The sequence below is a fragment of the Flammeovirga sp. SubArs3 genome, from assembly GCF_947387565.1.
GTDB classification, from domain to species: Bacteria; Bacteroidota; Bacteroidia; order Cytophagales; family Flammeovirgaceae; genus Flammeovirga; species Flammeovirga agarivorans.
On the sequence record NZ_CANDOA010000013.1, the window covers coordinates 39,136 to 57,741 of the forward strand.

Annotated in this window: 11 protein-coding genes; 5 read left to right on the plus strand and 6 right to left on the minus strand. The window is 34.0% G+C overall.

The features are described 5' to 3' along the window. Nucleotides 1-84 precede the first annotated feature (84 nt). From QL232_RS24505 to QL232_RS24515, 3 genes are all read left to right on the plus strand, one after another. Nucleotides 85-1,434 carry a neutral/alkaline non-lysosomal ceramidase N-terminal domain-containing protein gene (locus QL232_RS24505; RefSeq protein WP_281616150.1) on the plus strand — a complete coding sequence of 450 codons (1,350 nt, stop codon included), beginning with the start codon at nucleotides 85-87 and terminating at the stop codon, nucleotides 1,432-1,434. Between the two features lie 199 nt (nucleotides 1,435-1,633). After that, nucleotides 1,634-3,373 (plus strand): transcription termination factor Rho, encoded by a 1,740-nt coding sequence (gene rho / locus QL232_RS24510; RefSeq protein ID WP_281616151.1) that lies wholly within the window; start codon nucleotides 1,634-1,636, stop codon nucleotides 3,371-3,373. 120 nt (nucleotides 3,374-3,493) lie between these two features. Then, a complete protein-coding gene (locus QL232_RS24515) occupies nucleotides 3,494-6,865 on the plus strand; it encodes a cyclic nucleotide-binding domain-containing protein (RefSeq protein WP_281616152.1) in 3,372 nt (1,123 codons plus the stop codon). An 80-nt stretch (nucleotides 6,866-6,945) separates the two neighbouring features. Here the strand turns inward: QL232_RS24515 and gmk are convergent, their stop codons facing one another. Both gmk and QL232_RS24525 read right to left on the minus strand, forming a co-directional pair. Further along, a complete protein-coding gene (gmk, locus tag QL232_RS24520) occupies nucleotides 6,946-7,515 on the minus strand; it encodes a guanylate kinase (RefSeq protein ID WP_168883538.1) in 570 nt (189 codons plus the stop codon). A gap of 66 nt (nucleotides 7,516-7,581) precedes the next feature. Continuing rightward, nucleotides 7,582-8,175, minus strand: a complete 594-nt coding sequence (locus QL232_RS24525; protein ID WP_168883537.1) for a sigma-70 family RNA polymerase sigma factor — start codon at nucleotides 8,173-8,175, stop codon at nucleotides 7,582-7,584. Nucleotides 8,176-8,345: 170 nt separating this feature from the next. Between QL232_RS24525 and QL232_RS24530 the strand changes: the two genes are divergently transcribed. Beyond that, a complete protein-coding gene (locus QL232_RS24530; protein ID WP_281616153.1) occupies nucleotides 8,346-9,308 on the plus strand; it encodes a hypothetical protein in 963 nt (320 codons plus the stop codon). A 77-nt stretch (nucleotides 9,309-9,385) separates the two neighbouring features. On the opposite strand, the gene QL232_RS24535 is transcribed toward QL232_RS24530, so the two are convergent. Further along, nucleotides 9,386-13,957 (minus strand): prolyl oligopeptidase family serine peptidase, encoded by a 4,572-nt coding sequence (locus tag QL232_RS24535; RefSeq protein ID WP_281616154.1) that lies wholly within the window; start codon nucleotides 13,955-13,957, stop codon nucleotides 9,386-9,388. A 415-nt stretch (nucleotides 13,958-14,372) separates the two neighbouring features. Here QL232_RS24535 and QL232_RS24540 point away from each other — a divergent pair, with 415 nt between their 5' ends. Continuing rightward, the gene (locus QL232_RS24540) at nucleotides 14,373-14,960 is read left to right on the plus strand and encodes a porin family protein (protein WP_168883534.1); all 588 of its coding nucleotides are present in this window, start codon (nucleotides 14,373-14,375) and stop codon (nucleotides 14,958-14,960) included. Between the two features lie 70 nt (nucleotides 14,961-15,030). On the opposite strand, the gene QL232_RS24545 is transcribed toward QL232_RS24540, so the two are convergent. The 3 genes from QL232_RS24545 to QL232_RS24555 are packed head-to-tail and all read right to left on the minus strand — an operon-like array spanning nucleotide 15,031 to nucleotide 18,458. Beyond that, nucleotides 15,031-16,347 carry a HAMP domain-containing sensor histidine kinase gene (locus QL232_RS24545; RefSeq protein WP_281616155.1) on the minus strand — a complete coding sequence of 439 codons (1,317 nt, stop codon included), beginning with the start codon at nucleotides 16,345-16,347 and terminating at the stop codon, nucleotides 15,031-15,033. A gap of 27 nt (nucleotides 16,348-16,374) precedes the next feature. Next, nucleotides 16,375-17,724, minus strand: coding sequence for a sigma-54 dependent transcriptional regulator (locus QL232_RS24550; RefSeq protein WP_281616156.1), 1,350 nt, complete (start codon nucleotides 17,722-17,724; stop codon nucleotides 16,375-16,377). Beyond that, on the minus strand, nucleotides 17,721-18,458 hold the full coding sequence (locus tag QL232_RS24555) for a class I SAM-dependent methyltransferase (protein WP_281616157.1): 738 nt from the start codon (nucleotides 18,456-18,458) through the stop codon (nucleotides 17,721-17,723). The genes QL232_RS24550 and QL232_RS24555 overlap by 4 nt, the downstream gene beginning before the upstream one ends. Between the last annotated feature and the right edge of the window lie 148 nt (nucleotides 18,459-18,606).

Here is an 18,606-nt window from a genome sequence, read left to right on the forward strand (position 1 = left end):
TTCCGGTTATTGGTTGTTTTTGAGTAAATTGCCGAACAACTTATTAAGGAATTACAAATATCTTATTTTAAATCACTTAAGTTTTTGAAAAAAGCAATAATCTCCGTTTCAGTTATTCTAATTTTGGCTTTTTCGTTGATCGGTACCATAGACCGTACACCATTAAAATCAACAGAAGAATACAAAAAAACTTTTCTGAATGTAGCTGAAACCATCAAAGAGCTAGAACAGCAAGTCTCTACTGACGACACTTTACAAATTGGATGGGCCAAAGAATGTATTATTCCAAAAGGAGTACCGTTACCTGTTGCGGGGTATGGCTTTAGAACACAGTACAGAGCTGTAAGAGATTCTTTATACGCAAGGGCATTTGCTTTTGATGATGGCATTAGGCAAACGTATGTGTTATCGTTAGACTTAATGATTTTCCCTACTGAAGTTCGAAAAAGATTAGGAAAGAAATTACTTAATATAGGTATTACAGAAGAAGATGTTTTGTTTTCTGCAACACATACTCATAATGGCATGGGCGGTTTCGACCCTTCGTTATTAGGTAATGTAGCAATGGGTATTTTTTCCGAAGAAGGAACAAGTAAAATTGTTGCATCTGCTTATCAAGCAATTCTAAATGCCAAGGCTTCAAAGAAGAAAGGAAGTGTTGGATTCTTAAAAACACAATCTCCTGAATGGGTGACTAATAGAATTGTATATAATGGTAGAAAAGAAAACTCTATCCGTGGTATTAAAATTAATAGGGTAGATGGTAAAAATGCTGCTATCGTTACCTATAATGCACATCCCACACATATTAATATGAATTACTGGATCTTATCAAGAGATTATCCGGGCGAATGGATTAATCATTTGGAAGCATCTAAAACTATCGATTTTGCAGCATTCTGTGCCGGTATGGTGGCAAGTCATGGTCCTGGAGATCCAAAACATATTGAAGATAGTTTCGAAAGAATCAAAGATATGGGTAGTGTTTTATCGGATTCAATCCTTCACATCTGGGATAAAACACAGACTAATGCCGTTGTGAATGTAGATATACATAAAATACCTATTGATTTCAGACCGTCACAAATTAGAATTGAAAGTAATTTAAAAGTAAGAGACTGGGTATTTAAATCTGCTTCAGATGGAGGTTTACAAGGAGATATCACTTTAATGCGTATAGGGAATATCGACTGGTTTGCCTGTCCTTCTGATTTTTCAGGTGAAATTGCTTTGGATTATCAGTTTGACCGAGTTGCACACCAACAAAATAAAGAATTTATGGTTACAAGCTTTAATGGTAACTATGCAGGTTATATCACATGCGATGCTTATTACGATTCTTTAAATAGTTATGAAATTCGAGAGATGAATTGGGTAGGACCTGAATATGGGGCATATTTCGGTGAAATAATTAAAGAATTACTAGAAAATTAATCCTGGATTTGTATTGTGAAATTTAATACAATACCTTAGATTTGTAATATAGAGGTCGAACATACCACAATTCCTTCCGGTATCGACCATAATTAGGGAAATGATTAATCCCTACCTCACACCTTATTTTAATATAAGTTCTTCAAAAAAGTATTTCATTATACCGACAGTGTGAATAAAACTGTCATCATTTATTTATATGTATACAAGAAAGCTACTAGAGGCTAGACTGCTATCTGAATTAAAAGATATAGCAGAGGGTCTTGGCATGAAAAATTTCAGTAACCTCCGTAAGAAAGAGCTCATTGAAAGGATAGAGAAGCATGTGAATGCCACTAAAAAAGAGAGCGATTCCCCAAAAACGCCTTCTCCTGCTTCAGCTCCTGCAACCGAGGCTGCTCCTTCTAATTCTGTTACCCCTGCCGCTGACGAATCTAAGACTACGACAGAATCTAGCCCGTCTAAAGACAAAAGATTAACTCGACGCAAACAACCTAATCAGCAATCCAGAGTTAAAAGAGAAAACGTTAAAAAAGCCGCTCCTGCTAATCAGCAACAACAAGGAAAAGGCGGAAATAAAAGAAAAAAGAAAGGAAATAACCCTCAACAGCAACAATCTGTACAGGTAACACATGACGATATCATGTCGATGGAAGAAATCGATTTAGGAATCGATGCTTTCGACGATTTACCAGATTTCGATATGTTCTTGGACGATAACAATGATGAAGGACTTCCTACTTTAGAACAAGAGAAAGAAACAGCTTCTCAACAAAAAGCTAGTGAACCTCCAAAACCTGTTCAAAAAGTATCTGTAAAGGATTTTGACGGTGTAATTGGTAGTGAAGGTGTTCTAGAAATTATGTCAGATGGATATGGTTTCTTAAGATCTGCAGATTACAATTACTTGGCTGGTCCTGATGATATTTACGTTTCTCCTTCACAAATTAAATTATTTGGATTAAAAACTGGTGATACCGTACAAGGTAATATCAGACCTCCAAAAGAAGGTGAAAAATATTTTGCATTACTAAAAGTAGATACTGTAAACGGTAAGACTACAGATGAAATTCGTGACCGTATTCCATTTGAGTATCTTACTCCATTGTTCCCACAAGATCAATTACACTTATCTACAAAACCACAAATATATTCTACTCGTGTCCTTGATCTTTTTGCCCCTATTGGTAAAGGTCAACGTGGTATGATCGTAGCACAACCTAAAACAGGTAAAACTGTTTTACTAAAAGAAGTAGCTAATGCTATTGCACAAAATCACCCTGAGTGTTATTTGATTATTCTTCTAATTGACGAACGTCCAGAAGAAGTAACAGATATGCAGCGTAGTGTAAATGCAGAAGTTATTGCTTCAACTTTCGATGAAACAGCGGACAAACACGTTAAAGTATCATCGTTAGTACTAGAGAAAGCCAAACGTATGGTGGAGTGTTCTCATGATGTTGTCATCTTATTGGACTCTATCACTCGTTTAGCAAGAGCATACAATACCGTTGCTCCTTCATCTGGTAAAATCCTTTCTGGTGGTGTTGATGCCAATGCTCTTCATAAACCAAAAAGGTTCTTTGGTGCAGCTCGTAACGTTGAAAATGGTGGCTCTTTGACAATCATTTCAACAGCACTAATTGATACTGGTTCAAAAATGGATGAAGTAATCTTCGAAGAATTTAAAGGTACTGGTAACATGGAATTACAATTGGATAGAAAACTTGCAAACAAGCGTATCTACCCTGCTATTGATATTCCTATGTCAGGTACTCGTAGAGAAGATCTTCTTATGGATAAAGATACTTTACAAAGAGTATGGATTATGCGTAGAATGATGTCTGACATGAAGTCGACAGAAGCTATGGAATTCTTACAAAGTAATATGAGAGGAACACGTTCAAATGAAGATTTCTTAATCTCAATGAATAAATAGTTGAATCTCAAAAATTCTATTCAAAAAAGCCGAGGTGATTATATTAATTACCTCGGCTTTTTTTCTTAATTTAAAATAATATTAAAAGCATATACCTAAACAGTTCGTACATATCAGCAGATGAACATAATTGCTTCAAAGATTTACTATTACCTTCCTAAGAAGAGTATCTTTATCAAGCTTTTCCAAATACTTAGTAAAAACAACCCTGCATGGTTGATTTCCTTTTTTGTTACAGAAGGAACCTCCATTTCTATTGTTTTTTCTATTGCCTACTACTTCTTATTTAAAGAAAGAGCTGTAGATACGCTACCCTTTATTTTTATGTTCTCGGGAGCTGGAATTATGGCAGTCGCAAGGATATTTGCTTACTTAGAACGACGTTTAAGAGTAGAGCATCTCAATGCTGTTTATGCCGTTATTAAAATACTATTAAGTATAAATGTTTGGAGTTTAAGCTTAGGAGAACAAGATTATTGGAGTATTATATTACTCATTATGTCGCTCAAAGGAATTCTGTTTTTAGAAGATTGTACTTACTGGACCGTCTCTGAAAATACCTTTGTGAATTCAGACGATAATAACTACTTCGAAAAAGCTAAATCCATAAAAATCTTCTCAAAGCTAGTTGGCTTTATCGTTGTTCTTATCGCCTACAATTTAGTAGGAATTTCTACTATCGCTTTTGGTGGAATTATACTATCTATCATTAGTGGTTGGAGCTTATGGAGACTACTTACATCAACATATACCTCAGATCAGCTGAATGATTATCATAAAGAGATCACAAGACCTTCAAGAAAATTTACACCTGAAAGCTTTTGGTTCTTCGGCATATCCAATCCCTATATCTTTAAAATGGGATTATTGTCCCTTTGTATAGCTTGTGTATGGGGAATTGTTGAGTTCTTCTTTATGATAGATCTCCGTATTTCTGTTTACAGTCCTTCTAAAGGATTAAGTGTTTTAGGCTTGTTATTAGTTATTGCCTATGCACTAACATCGATCATACAACCTTATTTTTCTACGAGAAAATTACAGGATATCGGTATTAAGAAACTATTACTTACTCCACCATTAATTCTCCTAGTAATTACTTTTATTACTTATCTCGTATTAAAACTACACCCTGCCGAAATTCCAATACTACTTACTTTAATTGCTATCACTTTTATTTTTAGCCGAAATATTGTGTTCGCAACAGTAGTTCCATCTCTACTTCGACCTATTCAGAGAAAACATAGAGGATTTACCTTTGGAATCTTAAGAGGATTTTTTGGTTCTGGAGGATTATTTCTAGCCGGCCTTTTTCTTTGGGTTTTGGATGCTGATCGCCCTACAGAGGAAGGATCATTTATTGTTTGGTTACTTATGGCCATACTTGTCTTCTGGTGGATTTTAGCCAAACTAGTTTCAAGAGATTATCGAGTGATTATCCGTAGAGCTTTCCTATTAAGAGATATGGAAAGCTACGAGATTGCGACACATGATAAAGAAGTAAACCGTTTATTGAACTCTAAATTGATGTCTAAGATGCCCGAAGATATCATTTATGCATTAGAGGCCAATACGGTAATTAATCCCAAAAAGAATGAAGCAATTGTTTTACATATGCTTCGTCACCCAGATCCTGCCATTCGATATTTCTCTATTGAATTTAGTGAGGATATCATGACAAAAAAGATTCAGGAAAGCATTCAACGTCTTGCTGAACATGAGGAAGATCCTTTAGTAAGGAAGAAAGCTATCATGATCACTTGTAAACTAACTCCAAGTTTTATTAAAGAAGTCATCGATTTAATCGACCACGATGATGCAGAAATAAGAAAAGGAGCACTTTATAGTCTATTGTCATCTACTGATGCTGAAATGAGGGATATTGCTCTTAATTTTATTAAGAATACTATCAACTCAGAGAATATCGACCATTCATTGATGGCATTAGAAGTTTTGGCTAAGGTATCGCCAAAAGAAAGTGAGGATTATATTCTAAATGCTTTAATGGGTGAATCTTCTAAGAAAGTAAAGGGTGCAATCAATATAACTTGCATAGTGAAAAGCCCTATGCATTTACCCATTTTAATCTCACTTTTAAAAGACAATAAATTTAATGATGCTATTCTAAGAGCATTGATTAATTACGGAGAAGATTGTCTTGATATTATCGAGAATGAACTGTTTGTCAATAAAAGAAGAGAGGAAACATACTTGATCACATTATGTAAAGTGATGGGTAAAATTCCTTGTGCAAAGACTTACGAAATTCTATGGCAATTGGTAGAATATCCATGGCCTTTAATGAGAATGGCGGCTTACAATGCATTAAAGAGATTAAAGTACTGCCCTGAATCAAAAAGTGATTTTGATTTATTACATAAACTATTGGAAAGGTTCTTCTCTAATTATTATTGGGTATGTAATGCTATTTATGTACTCAACCATGAAAAACCCATCCGACAGTTATTAATCAAAGCACTTGAAGATGAATTGAAATTGATAGAGCAACAAATTACTATCATTCAAGAATTTTTGATTGCAGGTAATGAAGCTAAATTATATCAAGGAGGAGGTGAACAAGAAAGCTATTCTGACCTGAACAATATTGAAAATATGATGATCAGTGCAGAAACCGAAAAGTATTTATGGAAATCACTACCTGCATCTATCTATCAAAAATTAATGATTGTTTTAGGCTATTATAGCTTAGAAATAAAAATGCAGAAGTTAGGTGATTACTACTCTTCGAACCTTGTTGATCCATTGAGTATCACTTTAGGTATTATTAGACCGTTCTCATATAATCGACCTTTGTTTAATACTTGGACCAAAATCACTGCACTTATTAGTGTTAGGGACTCCGTTTCCCCAAGTTTATTTAAGTTTATCGGTCAAATACTAAATAGAGATGAGCTGAGGTTAATTGAACCTGCTGCTATCAGTTTAAAAAGAATTCATAAATACCAAGATCTAAATATTGAGAAGACCTTGGATGAAATGGTTTCTCCAGAGAAAAAAGAATTAATTATGGGCATATTAAGTGAAGGAACTAAACCTCTATTAGAATTAGAAAAAGTAATTCTATTGAAATCAACTAACCTGTTTAGAGAAGTACCCGAACATGTTTTGGTTGATATTGCTAGTATCACTCATGAAATTCGAGTTTCAAGAGATACTACTATTTTTAGAAAAGGAGAGGAAAGTAGAGAGATGTATATCATTTATGAAGGCGAAGTAAGGCTTCATGACGGAAACTCTACTTATGCCAATTTGATCAATAGAGACTTTTTCGGCGATTTAAGTATCTTGGATTCATCTCCTCGTACGTTATCAGCTATTACTACAAAAGATTCTGTGCTATTAAGAATCGAACAAGATGACTTCCTTGCCTTAATGGGTTATCGAAGAAGTTTAATGGTCGGAATTATGAAAGTATTAGGTCAACGTATTCGTAAGAATGAAAAAGCCTCAAGTTTTACAAAAGAGAAAATTTAATGACGGATTTTCTGTAATAAAAAAGAGTGAAGATTGGTGTATCAATCTTCACTCTTTTTTATATCACTCGAATTTACTGCTTATTCTGACAGCTTATTCGTTACTAACTTTTCAGCGTTTTCAAAAGCTGTCATCAAATCTTCATTGATTAAACGAACATCGAATTGATCACCAAAAGGCATTTCTTCTGCTGCTTTTGCTACTCTTTCTTTGATCGCTTCTTCTGAATCTGTTGCTCTTGCGCGAAGTCTTTCCTCTAAACATTCTACATTTGGAGGACATACAAAAATTGACAACGCTTTTTCTTGGAAATACTTTTTAAGGTTAATACCGCCTTGAACGTCAACGTCCAAAACAACATGTTTCCCTTCACTCCATATTCTTTCTACTTCACTTTTTAAAGTTCCGTAGAAAAGTCCTTCATAGACTTCTTCGTATTCTACAAACGCATCTTCATTTATACGCTTTTTAAACTCGTCTAACGAGATGAAGTAATAGTCTTCAGCGTTTTTCTCTTGCCCTCTAGGAGCGCGTGTTGTTGCAGAAATTGAAAAGGTCAATTCTGGAAATACACTTAATAGATGTCTCACAACGGTGGTTTTACCTGATCCTGATGGTGCGGAAAAGATAAATACTTTGCCTGATTTCATGCTTTATTGTGCAAAAATTTTTTGTTTAAGGTCACAAAGATAGTGACTTAAACGGCTATTTCTCATTTAGTTTGCTTTCTTTTGAGAATAACCCATCTTTTTTGCATAAGTTTCTAGCTTTTCCTTCAGTAAATTTCTTGCTCTATGGAGCCTACTACGCACAGTTCCAATAGGTATATCAAGGATTTTTGACATCTCTTCATAGGTAAAACCCTCTAAATCACACAATATGATAACAATTCTAAAATCGACAGCAAGTGCATTTAATGCCCCTGTTACTTCATCTCCGATTTTGTATTTCGTATTCTCTAATCGGATACCAGATATCATGGCTGGGTCATTTTTTTCACCATTGTATATGGTTTCTACTTCTTGGTAATCAATTTTTGATGGTTCTTTGCTTTTTCTTCTATACTCATTAATGAAACTATTTTTTAGAATTCTAAACAGCCAAGCTTTGGCATTGGTCCCTTCTTCAAAAGAATCTATGAACCTGTACGACTTCATGTAGGTATCTTGTACCAAATCTTTGGCATCTTCGTCATCTCCTGTTAATCGATAAGCAAAACTGTACATGGAATCGGTGTGAGGTGCAAATTCTCGATTAAACACCTGCATGCGTTCTTCAGTAGACAATGATTTTTTAGTAGCGTCACTCATAATAATACGTTAGTTGAAAAGAATTACCTTTGTAACTCTTTATTGGATTTTAAGGATTAAAAATAAAGGTTTATACAGGAATAAGTAATCACGCTTTAATTAGGTAATCTAATATAGTGATTGCGCAACATTAAATGCGAATTTTGGAGCTCTAAGGGGTATATAATGTTATGAGAGTACAAGGATTAAAGAAAATTGTTATAAGTGGGAACTCTTTTTTGAGAGATTTCAGTATTGGTATCCAATTGCTTCCTATTATCAAAAAATACTCAGAAAATACTGAAATTCACTGGATTGGATCACAGGAACAGTCTTCTATAGTGGAATATATTCCTCTAATTCAATCTTTTACTACTTTCGATAATGTCAATGAATCTACTTTTGATGAGACTGGTGCCGTTATTCTTCTATCAGAAAATAATGATATCTGTAAAATGATTAGAGATTTAAAGATTCCATTAAGAATTGGAGGTAAAACATCATGGAGATACAATCGAAGACTAACGGATGTGATTAACACTGATAATGTTTCTAGCCTTATAGAAGCTTACTACCTTTTACTTTCTCCATTAGAAATAACAATGGATCAATGTTTTACATCAAAAGATATCATCGACGTACCAGTTCAAACATTCCGAGGAGTCATTAAAAAAGACTTGAACAACCTTCTTTTCTATCCCTACAGAGAAAATGCACACAGAGCATGGCCAGGTATTAGATATTTTGAACTCATTGATACTCTGCCAAAGTATGAACATAACTATATCATTGGAGGATTCGAAGATGAAGGAAAAGCTCTAAAGTTTACATCTCCAGAATTATTCAGAGCTCCGAGTGTAAAAGACTACACTGAAATTGAAGACTTAGAAGAGGGATTGGCTCTTATTGGAAAATCAAACCTTCTCATAACATACAATACAGATATTGCCCATTTTGCTTATGCAATGGGAAAAGATGTATTAGTTGTTTCCTCCTCTGCAGAAACTTTCTATCTACATAATGACATTAGAAAAGTAATTACTCCTGATGCTAGTTGTATTAAATGCGTAGGGGATAAGCCTTGCGAATGTTTAAAGAAAATGAGTATAGAAGAAGTACAAGAAGAGGTTAATCAAACATTTCATTCTAATTAGGGTAATTAAAAAAGGATGAAAAGTAACTGTTCAATCACTCTTCATCCTTATTTATTAAGTACAGAAATATTACTTATCTAGAAAATGACTTTATGCACAGACGACTCGTTGTTGTCATAAATATGTATAATCATTAATCCTCTAGTTGATATTTTAATTTGTTGTTGATGACCTATCAATTGATGTTCACCAACCTTTTTACCATTGAGATCAAAAATGACTAACATTTTACCTGTCAAAATACTTTCTGAACTTACAGTTAATGTATTTGGAGAGGATTTATAGACATTTAAAGTTGATAGGCTATCAATAGCAGAAAGTGGTTGCTCTTCTTTTGTAAAGTTTACTGTATACTCTAAAACTGTTAGACCATCTTCTGCAGTGACTGTCACTGTAGCACTTCCTGGCAATTCTTCCACATCTGAAATCACCACAATCGCATTCTCGTCTACTGATAACCCTTCTAATGTCGGTACACCTTCGTAATTATAAGGTAAGGTGATATCATATTCAAAGGTTGAAGAAGAGAAACCTAACACCTCAACATTATCATAACGTAATGTTGATAATGTAGCGTCATTATTCGGAATGTAAGGTGCTTCCTCTTGATTAAAGTTAATGGTATATACTAACATTGTTTCACCATCTTCTGCTGTGACTGTAACTGTTGCACTTCCTGGTAATTCTAATATATCTAAAATAGATACCGTTGCATTCTCATCAGACAATGTAGCTTTCACAGATGGTAATTCTTCATAATCATGAGCTAGTAAAACATCATACTCGAAAGTATTCGAAGAGAAGTTTTCGATCATTATATCATCATAACTTAACCCAGTGAGTGTTGCATCTGTATTTGAAGCTACAGTAAATGTTACAACATAATTCAATGTCGTCTCACCATCTTCTGCTACAACATTCACTATTGCATTTCCTGGAAAAGATTCATCATAAGTTGTAGAAACTATTGCATTTTGATCATTCACTTCTCCAACTACATTAGGATATTCTGATGTTCCATATGGTAATTCAATAGAGTAATTAAAAGTACTTGATGAAAACTCTGAAACGCTTACCTCATTATATGTTAAATCAGACAATGAAGCATCTGTATTAGGTGCAACAGTAAACATTATTTTATATACTTTTTCATAAGTATCATCCTGAGCCGTAACTGTAATCGTTGCTTCACCTGGTAAAGAAGAAGCGTCATTTAATACAAAAGTAGCTTTCTCATCTGCTGTGATTACACCAATTACAGGAATATCAGAACTCGTTGATCCATAAGGTAATTCATAAGTATACTCCAATTGGTCAGCATCAAAGTTTGAGATTAACGCATTATCTAAAGTTAATTCTGATAACAAAGCGTTTGTACTCAATACTTCTTCTATGTAATTGATCTTATATATACGAGTAGATCCATTAACTGCTGTTACTGTAATTGTTTGCTCTTCAGTAAAGTCAGTAATTGATGAAATATCAACACTTGCTTCTCTATTTGTTGTCTCAGCTTCAATGGTAGGTAATTGACCAGTAGTACCAAAAGGCAATTCTATTGTATACTCTAATTGATTTGGAGTGAAGTTTTCTAATAATTTTCCACCTACACTAATTGAATTCAAAGTAGCGTCATCTTTGTAGTTCATATTAGGCCCTTCTAACCCTGTAAAGTAAAAATCAGTACCTGGATCTAGTGCATCACCACCAAAGTAAACTGTTATTTTACTATACTCTCCATCCTCGGGAAACTCTTGATTTATATTGGATAGATCAAATACATACTCTACCCATTTGTCTTGCTTTTCAATCTCTTTTACTGTACCGCGATGGCCTTTACCATTTACTTCTCCATCGGCATAGAATTGCATTCTATTGTAAGTAGGGTAGGCTTCTTGTCCAGACTCTTGATAAACTTTTATTCTGAATAATTTATCTTCTCCAGGCTTCCAGTTACCTTTTTTGAACATAAATTCTACAGTTCCGCCATTACCTGGTTTTCTAAATACTTTGCCCACTTGTACACCTTTACCTACCATATCATCAGGGAAAGGATTATCGACAACCGTAACCTCAGTAGTTACCAAACGAAGTTTTATTTCATCATTTTCGGTTATGCCATCAACTACATCATTAAAATTATAAATATCTCTACCCGGTACATTAAAACGCACTTTATAGTCTTTCTGAGTATAACCATTTTTAGCTGTTACTCTTACAACCGTTTCCTCATAAATATTTGCTGCATCGATGACTTCATAGGTCGCTTCATTATCCTCAGTTATCACCATTACTGATGGTACTGTTTTCGTTCCGTAAGGTAAATCAATAGTTATTTTAGAATAAGTAGGATCAAAATCCTTAATATTCTTCTCATTCACAATGATCTCTTTCAAACGTGTATTTGTTCCTTCGAAATCTACTTTTGGACCTACTAAATTGAAGACATGATAAACAACATCGTTCACATTATCAGTGTCTGTTCCAAAGTTTAGTGAAATTTCACTATATACTCTATTAGCAGTAGAAGAATCATCACTATTTATTTCATTTTCAAAATCAAATACATATTCTACCCATTGACCTTGTTGTTCGATAGGTAATGTCTTAGAGACGATAACACCTGTAGATTCATTTCGTAAAGTGAGTATCAGCTCATTATTTGAAGGTAACTGACCTGAATTTTGGTTAACTAAAACTTTAATTTTAGGCTGATCACCTATAAATATTTCTCCTTCTAATGGTAATAAAATAGATGCATTTTCACCTGCCTGTCTTGTCACTTTTGTTACTTGAGCATCACCTATTGTAGCATTTTCAAAAGGGTTGGCTACTAACTCAGTAGTCACATTCAGTTCTTGAGCGATGATTCTATTTTCAGTACCATCAAAGTGGTATATCGGTTGAAAATCTTCTCCTTCGTTATTCTTTACCCACATCATTCCGGTGAAAGCCACTTTTGTGATGTCTTGTCCGTCTTGGGGACCAATTTCTATAAAATCAGCTTCCGACCATGACCCCATTAGATCAAAAGCATTATTGATATTTCTTAAACCTGATGCAGGAATAATGATCTCTTGTATATTATCATTATGAGCACCTGTTTCAACATTTACTGTGTACTTTCCATTTACTCTCACAAAAAGTTTTTGTGGTTGTGTACCATAGTATTGAATTGAAAAAGATGAATTCTTTGGTGCTTTATAAAACGATTCGGCATAAATATCATTGGAGATAGCTTTATTTTCTACCGGATAAAAAGCCTCAACTCCACCAGGTACTTGAATTGCCCCTCCTGCATTTTCCCACTTTAAAGGGTCCACTGGTTCCGGTTCCAAAGTAGCTAGAGCGTCACCAAGGTCAGCAGGAATTTCAGCTTCAAAATCACCAGATATCACTACATTACCTTCATAGTCTATCTTTGAAAATGCAAAAACATAATCATCAATGTTTGACACAGGTAAAGTTGCTGTCCATTGATTTCCGATACGAATAGCCTCCGTATCCTTCCAATTTCTTGAATTATTGTTAGGGTCTTTCAGTGCATATAAAATCTCTACTTTTTCTACTTTTTCAGGATCGGCAGGAGTAAGTGTGTAGAAAGGAATACCTTCATCGTTTAAAGAAATATTTGATGTTGGTCGAGATGGAAAGTAATGGTCTGTTCCTAACACATGTTTTTCTAACCATATTTTAGCATCATCACCTAGCTCACTTGTGGAATGGAAAGCTTTAGGTTGAATTGCAAAATTCCAAGGAACATCTGGTTGAAAGTTATGGAAAATTGTTTCCCCTCTTTCATGTCCACCATGATGATCATTTGAGCCATTTAACCATAATGAAGCTGCTTTGATGTATGGAGCATGTGCCTGTGGAGCAATGTTAGCCACATACATTTCTTCACCCGACGTCATTTCAGGTTCTACATACGGATTGTTGTATAAGAAAACACTTCGAGTTCTGTAATATTCTAAAAAGCCAACACCAAAATAGGCAACTATTGCATCAACTCTTTCATCCATACCAAGATTCCACATCGTAGTACCGCCATAAGAATATCCTTTTGCACCTACTCGAGTATTATCAACCCCCTCTTGAGCTAACAAATAACTTAACGCTCTTCTCTGAAGAACATACCATAAATAATCATCTGTTTCAGTAGGATCAGAAAGCTGATTTCCTTCTTTATCCTTCGACTTACGATTAGCGTATCCATATTCAGGTTCCATATTACCATATTCTAAACCTTCAGGATACTTTGTATAGTTTGCTCTTAATTCTTCTGAATTATTTTCCTTCTTTTTACCACAATAATCGTGTGCTAATACAGCCCACCCGTCTTCAACAAAACTATTATCTGGATTTGGGCGAGACATCCAACCATGCACATCTAATAATGCAGGAGCATTGGTGACATCTACCTTTTTCTTAAACTCACAGTAGATACGAATCTCCTTACCTTTAAAGTAAGCACTGATATAAGATTTTTTCTCATAAATACCTCCAACGGTATTTTCATCAATGATTTCTTCTTTGAAGTCTCCTGCGTCAGGATCAAAATTAGCCCAAAGTTCTTGTGGGTTTTGTGCCAATAAACTATTAAAAAATACTGTAGTAAACAGTAAAAAAAATGTAATAATATGTTTCATACTTTGTCGGTATTTGATCTAGGGCTACCGTACTTATTTTCGAATAAGAAGTGCTACATTCTAAACACTTTGACGAAAGCCTAGAATAATGCTATAAGATCAATTTAGACAAATAATGAGGGGAGGCTTATTGGTTAAATTACTTTTGATAATACAATTCTTACCAAGAAGAAAATGAAATATGAACACAAATAAATTGATTGATTAGAGCTAACCATTTTGCTATAAAACACAACACATACTATCATTCTGCAAGTTTTAGCAAATAAGTAAATACAGAAGAAATATTTTTTGGAGAAAATATAAGTTAGTAGACCACAAGAAAAATCTAATAAAATCAATTACATTTATCCTACTAAAGCACTATTTACAAGAATCTATAATAATTTTTTTAGCAAACTTTTTAAGACTACAAATGAAATACTTCAAAGTAATATTAACGCTCTTCACTTTCATTTTTTTGACGAGCATTTCTTCATACGCTCAAGAAGAAGACAACACTAAAGTAGGTGTAAAAATTGGAGCAAACTTTAGCACTATTGCTGGTGATGCCACTGGAGTTAAAACAAAAACTGGATTAGTAATTGGGTTATTTGCTCAAATCAAAGGAACTGAGAATTTAGTTATTCAACCCGAATTGGTTTACTCCTCAGAAGGAGCCCAGTTTGATGATAATTCTGGTACTCAAGTAAATTATAATTATATCAATATTCCGGTATTGTTTAAATTATACGCGAATGGCCAAGGAACTGGTTTAAACTTTAATGCAGGTCCTCAGTTCGGATTTCTTGCTAACGCTAAAATTAAATCTGGTAATACTAGTGAGACGATCTCTGATCAGATAAGTAAAATCAGATTCGGTCTTGCATTTGGTATGGGAGTAGATATTAATAATATCGCTTTTGATTTAAGGTATAATCTAGGTTTAACCAATACAGTAAGCAAAAGTGATCAATTTTATCCAAGTAATGTCATTCAACTTACTGCTGGATTAGCCTTTTAAACGATCTTCTCAACTTGCAAATAGTGTATCCTCTCTAGTTATATAAATAATTGGAGAGGATTTTTTGTCTTTAAAGTTTGAGGATAAATTCTGTTTTCTCTTCTGTTGATATCACATTTAAACTGCCATGATGTACTCTTATGATCTGCTTACTTAAACTTAAGCCTATTCCATCTCCTGAAGTTTTAGTGGTAAAGAAAGGAACAAAGATATGTTTTAGCTCTTCTTCAGGAATCATAGGGCCATTATTTGTAATGTGAATAATTAATTGATCTTTCTTTTGAAATGTAATTTGAAGTTTTGGGTTACTAACATTTTCCATAGCATCTAGTGCATTTTTTATTATGTTATTCACACATTGCCCTATTAAATTAGTATCAAAAGAAGCTACTATTTCTGACTTATCAACATTTATGATATTAGTCTGTACTTGTTGTTGATGAAGTCTATTTTGAAAAGACGCCAGTTGTTGAGTAAGGAACTTATCAACATGAATAGTTTCTATTTTAGGTGTTGGTAACTTTGTAATTGAACGATACGTTTCTGTAAAGTTCATTAGATGTTGTGCTTGTTGATAAATGATTTTTAGGCTTTTCGCGTTAGTTACCAACATTTTCTCTGATACATTCTCTTTATCAACAGCTTCTCCTCCTTCCTTAGTGAATGATATTAATAAGCTATCAGTCAATGAGATAATAGGTGTCATTCCATTCATAATTTCATGAGTCAGTACTCTTATCAACTTATTATAAGCTGTATTTTCCTTTTCATCTAACTCTGTTGATAAGTCTTGCAATGTGAGTAAGTGAATAAGTTGATTTTCTCTTTTCAGCTTCTTTATTTTCAATACCATGTTGGTATCTGGTAGTTGATAACTATTCTCTATTAATGCTTTTTCAACAACCGACTTATTCACAATTGACTTATTAAAAAGCTGCTGAATATGTGTGAGTGTTGATAACTTTACCTTTTCTTTAAATGAAGTATTCACATGTATCACATGCCCTTCTTCATTATATGTACAGATACCAACATCCTGGTTTTCGACCAACCATGATAAATACTTTTCTTGCTTTAAACTCTCTTTTTTTATCTTAGAAAATGAATGATACAGCTTTTGAAGTCGATGTTGGTAATGTTCATCAAACAACTTAAAGTTATGAGCATGTAAAAAACCTAAATCCTCATTGCCTATCGCTTCAACCATCAACAACCCTTTATCAATTATTTTTTTGATAGTTGTAAGTTGATAAGTGAGTACAAGCCCTGCCAAAATTCCGAAAGTTATCAACAATGAAATAGTATTTTGGTAGTGTACCATCAGTCCTCCTAATAGAATAAGGAGTAATCCACTAAATCCAAGCAGTAGGTAACGGGATGTTTTCATAGAAATAAGTTATCAACAAATAGTAAATTAATCGATATTCAGCTTCTTCATTTTATTGTAGAGAGTTTGTCTAGTAATTCCTAACTCTTCTGCTGCTGCACTTATATTTTTAGGATGCTTCTGTAAAGCCTTTTTAATAAGTACTTCTTCCATTTTTACCATATTAAGTGTTTGTACAGAAGTATTGTCCACTGCCGTGGTTACTAGAAGGTCATCACTTATTTTATCAGCATCAGAAAGAATTACTGCCCTTTCGATAGTATGCTGTAATTCTCTGACATTTCCTGGCCAATGATAAGCTTTCAATTTATCAATAGACTTGTCTGTAAAACGAAGTGTTCCTTTTTCATATTTCTTTGCCAAAAGGTCTTTGAAATGATTAGCTAAAACAATCACATCATCCTCTCTATCTCTTAGTGGGGGAACTTCAATTTGAATCGTATTAATTCTGTATAATAAATCCTGTCTGAATTCTTCATCTTCAACCATCTTGAATAAGTTCTTATTGGTTGCCGATATCAAACGAATATCTATTGGAATCACTTTATTTCCTCCAACTTTAGTTATTTGACGGTTTTGTAATGCAGCCAATAATTTTGCCTGTAAGGAGAACGATAAATTACCAATCTCATCCAAAAATAAGCTTCCCTTATTAGCTAACTCAAATTTTCCTATTCTGTCCTGATGTGCATCCGTAAATGCTCCTTTCACATGGCCGAACAATTCACTTTCAAAGAGGGTCTCAGAAACGGCTCCCATATCTACTTCCACTAAACTTTCTTTGTGTCTTTTGGATAAATGATGTACTGCTTTTGCTACCAATTCTTTTCCTGTTCCATTCTCTCCAGTAATTAAAATATTGGTGTCTGTTTTAGCTACTTTTTCAATCAGTGACATCATGTTTTTGATACTTTGAGATTCCCCAATGATATCCGGAAATACTTCTGTCGATTTTAAAGCTTCTGCTTTTTCTTTCAACTGTTTAACCTCATTTTTAGAAATGCTCAGCTGAAGTGCCGATTTCAAAGTAGCTAACAACTTTCTATTGTCCCATGGTTTTAGAATAAAGTCTGTTGCCCCAAGTTTTAACGCATCGACGGCTAATTCTACATGACCATAAGCCGTCATCATTACTACGGAGATTTGAGGATATGTCTCTTTAATTTTCTTCAACCAACGAATTCCTTCTCTACCTGTATTTAATCCAGGAGAAAAGTTCATATCTAAAAGCACTATATGATAGGTGTCTGTAATCAAAGTTCCCATTATTTTTAAAGGGTCGGCTAGACAAGTGATGTTATCAAAATGTGGTTCCAGTATAATTTCTAGCGTTGAATGAACCGCTAGGTTATCATCAATAATTAGAATGTTACTCATTTAGATATTAGTTTTCTCATGCTGATGATAATGATTGGAGGGAACTTAGCAAATGGACCACCTTTCTCTTTTTCAAATGTGGGTTCGATACAGGCATCTACTACCAATCCATTTTTTGCACCAAGATTGATATAATAACTGATCGGACGATGAAAGTAAAATTGCTCTTCTTTTTGTTCAGAAACTGCTTTTCCTTTTGATGTACTCACATCGATATATCCTTTCATCAGAATATCATCTTGATCAGTGATTTCCATAAATTCAGAATTGAAACATGGATGCTGAATAGAAAAGACAAAGTGCCCATCATCCTTCATCAAAGCATTGATTTTAGAGAAAAAGGTCTCTACCTCAGGAACATCCATAAAGACCATATTAGAAACAATTCCATCATACTTTTTTTGGAGTAACTGCATCAAATCAGCTTCAGAAGTCATATCAAGAACTTGATAATCGATATGATCATTATTGTATTTTTTAGATAATGTTATGTTAGTCTCTGAAAAGTCAAATGCAGTTACTTTTACTCCTTTATTGGCCATTCTTCTAGAGAAAATACCGTTTCCGCAACCAGCATCCAATAAAAACTGTCCTTCCGATAAACTCAAAAGTCTTTCTGTTTCTGGTGCAATCAGTTGTAAATGCCAATCGTTACCGAACTCTCCCATGGCTTTGTCCCACTTATCTGCGTTTGTATTCCAGATCTCTTTATTTTCTTGATTTACGTTTTTCATGGAGTTATTTAGGTTGGATTAAATGGATAATTTCAAATTAAACGAGATATCATTGAATGTAAAGTATAAGTGTAAAAAATTTTTACACATCTGATATAAGTGCATATAACAAAAGAAACCCTATCACTTATTATATAATAAATGGATA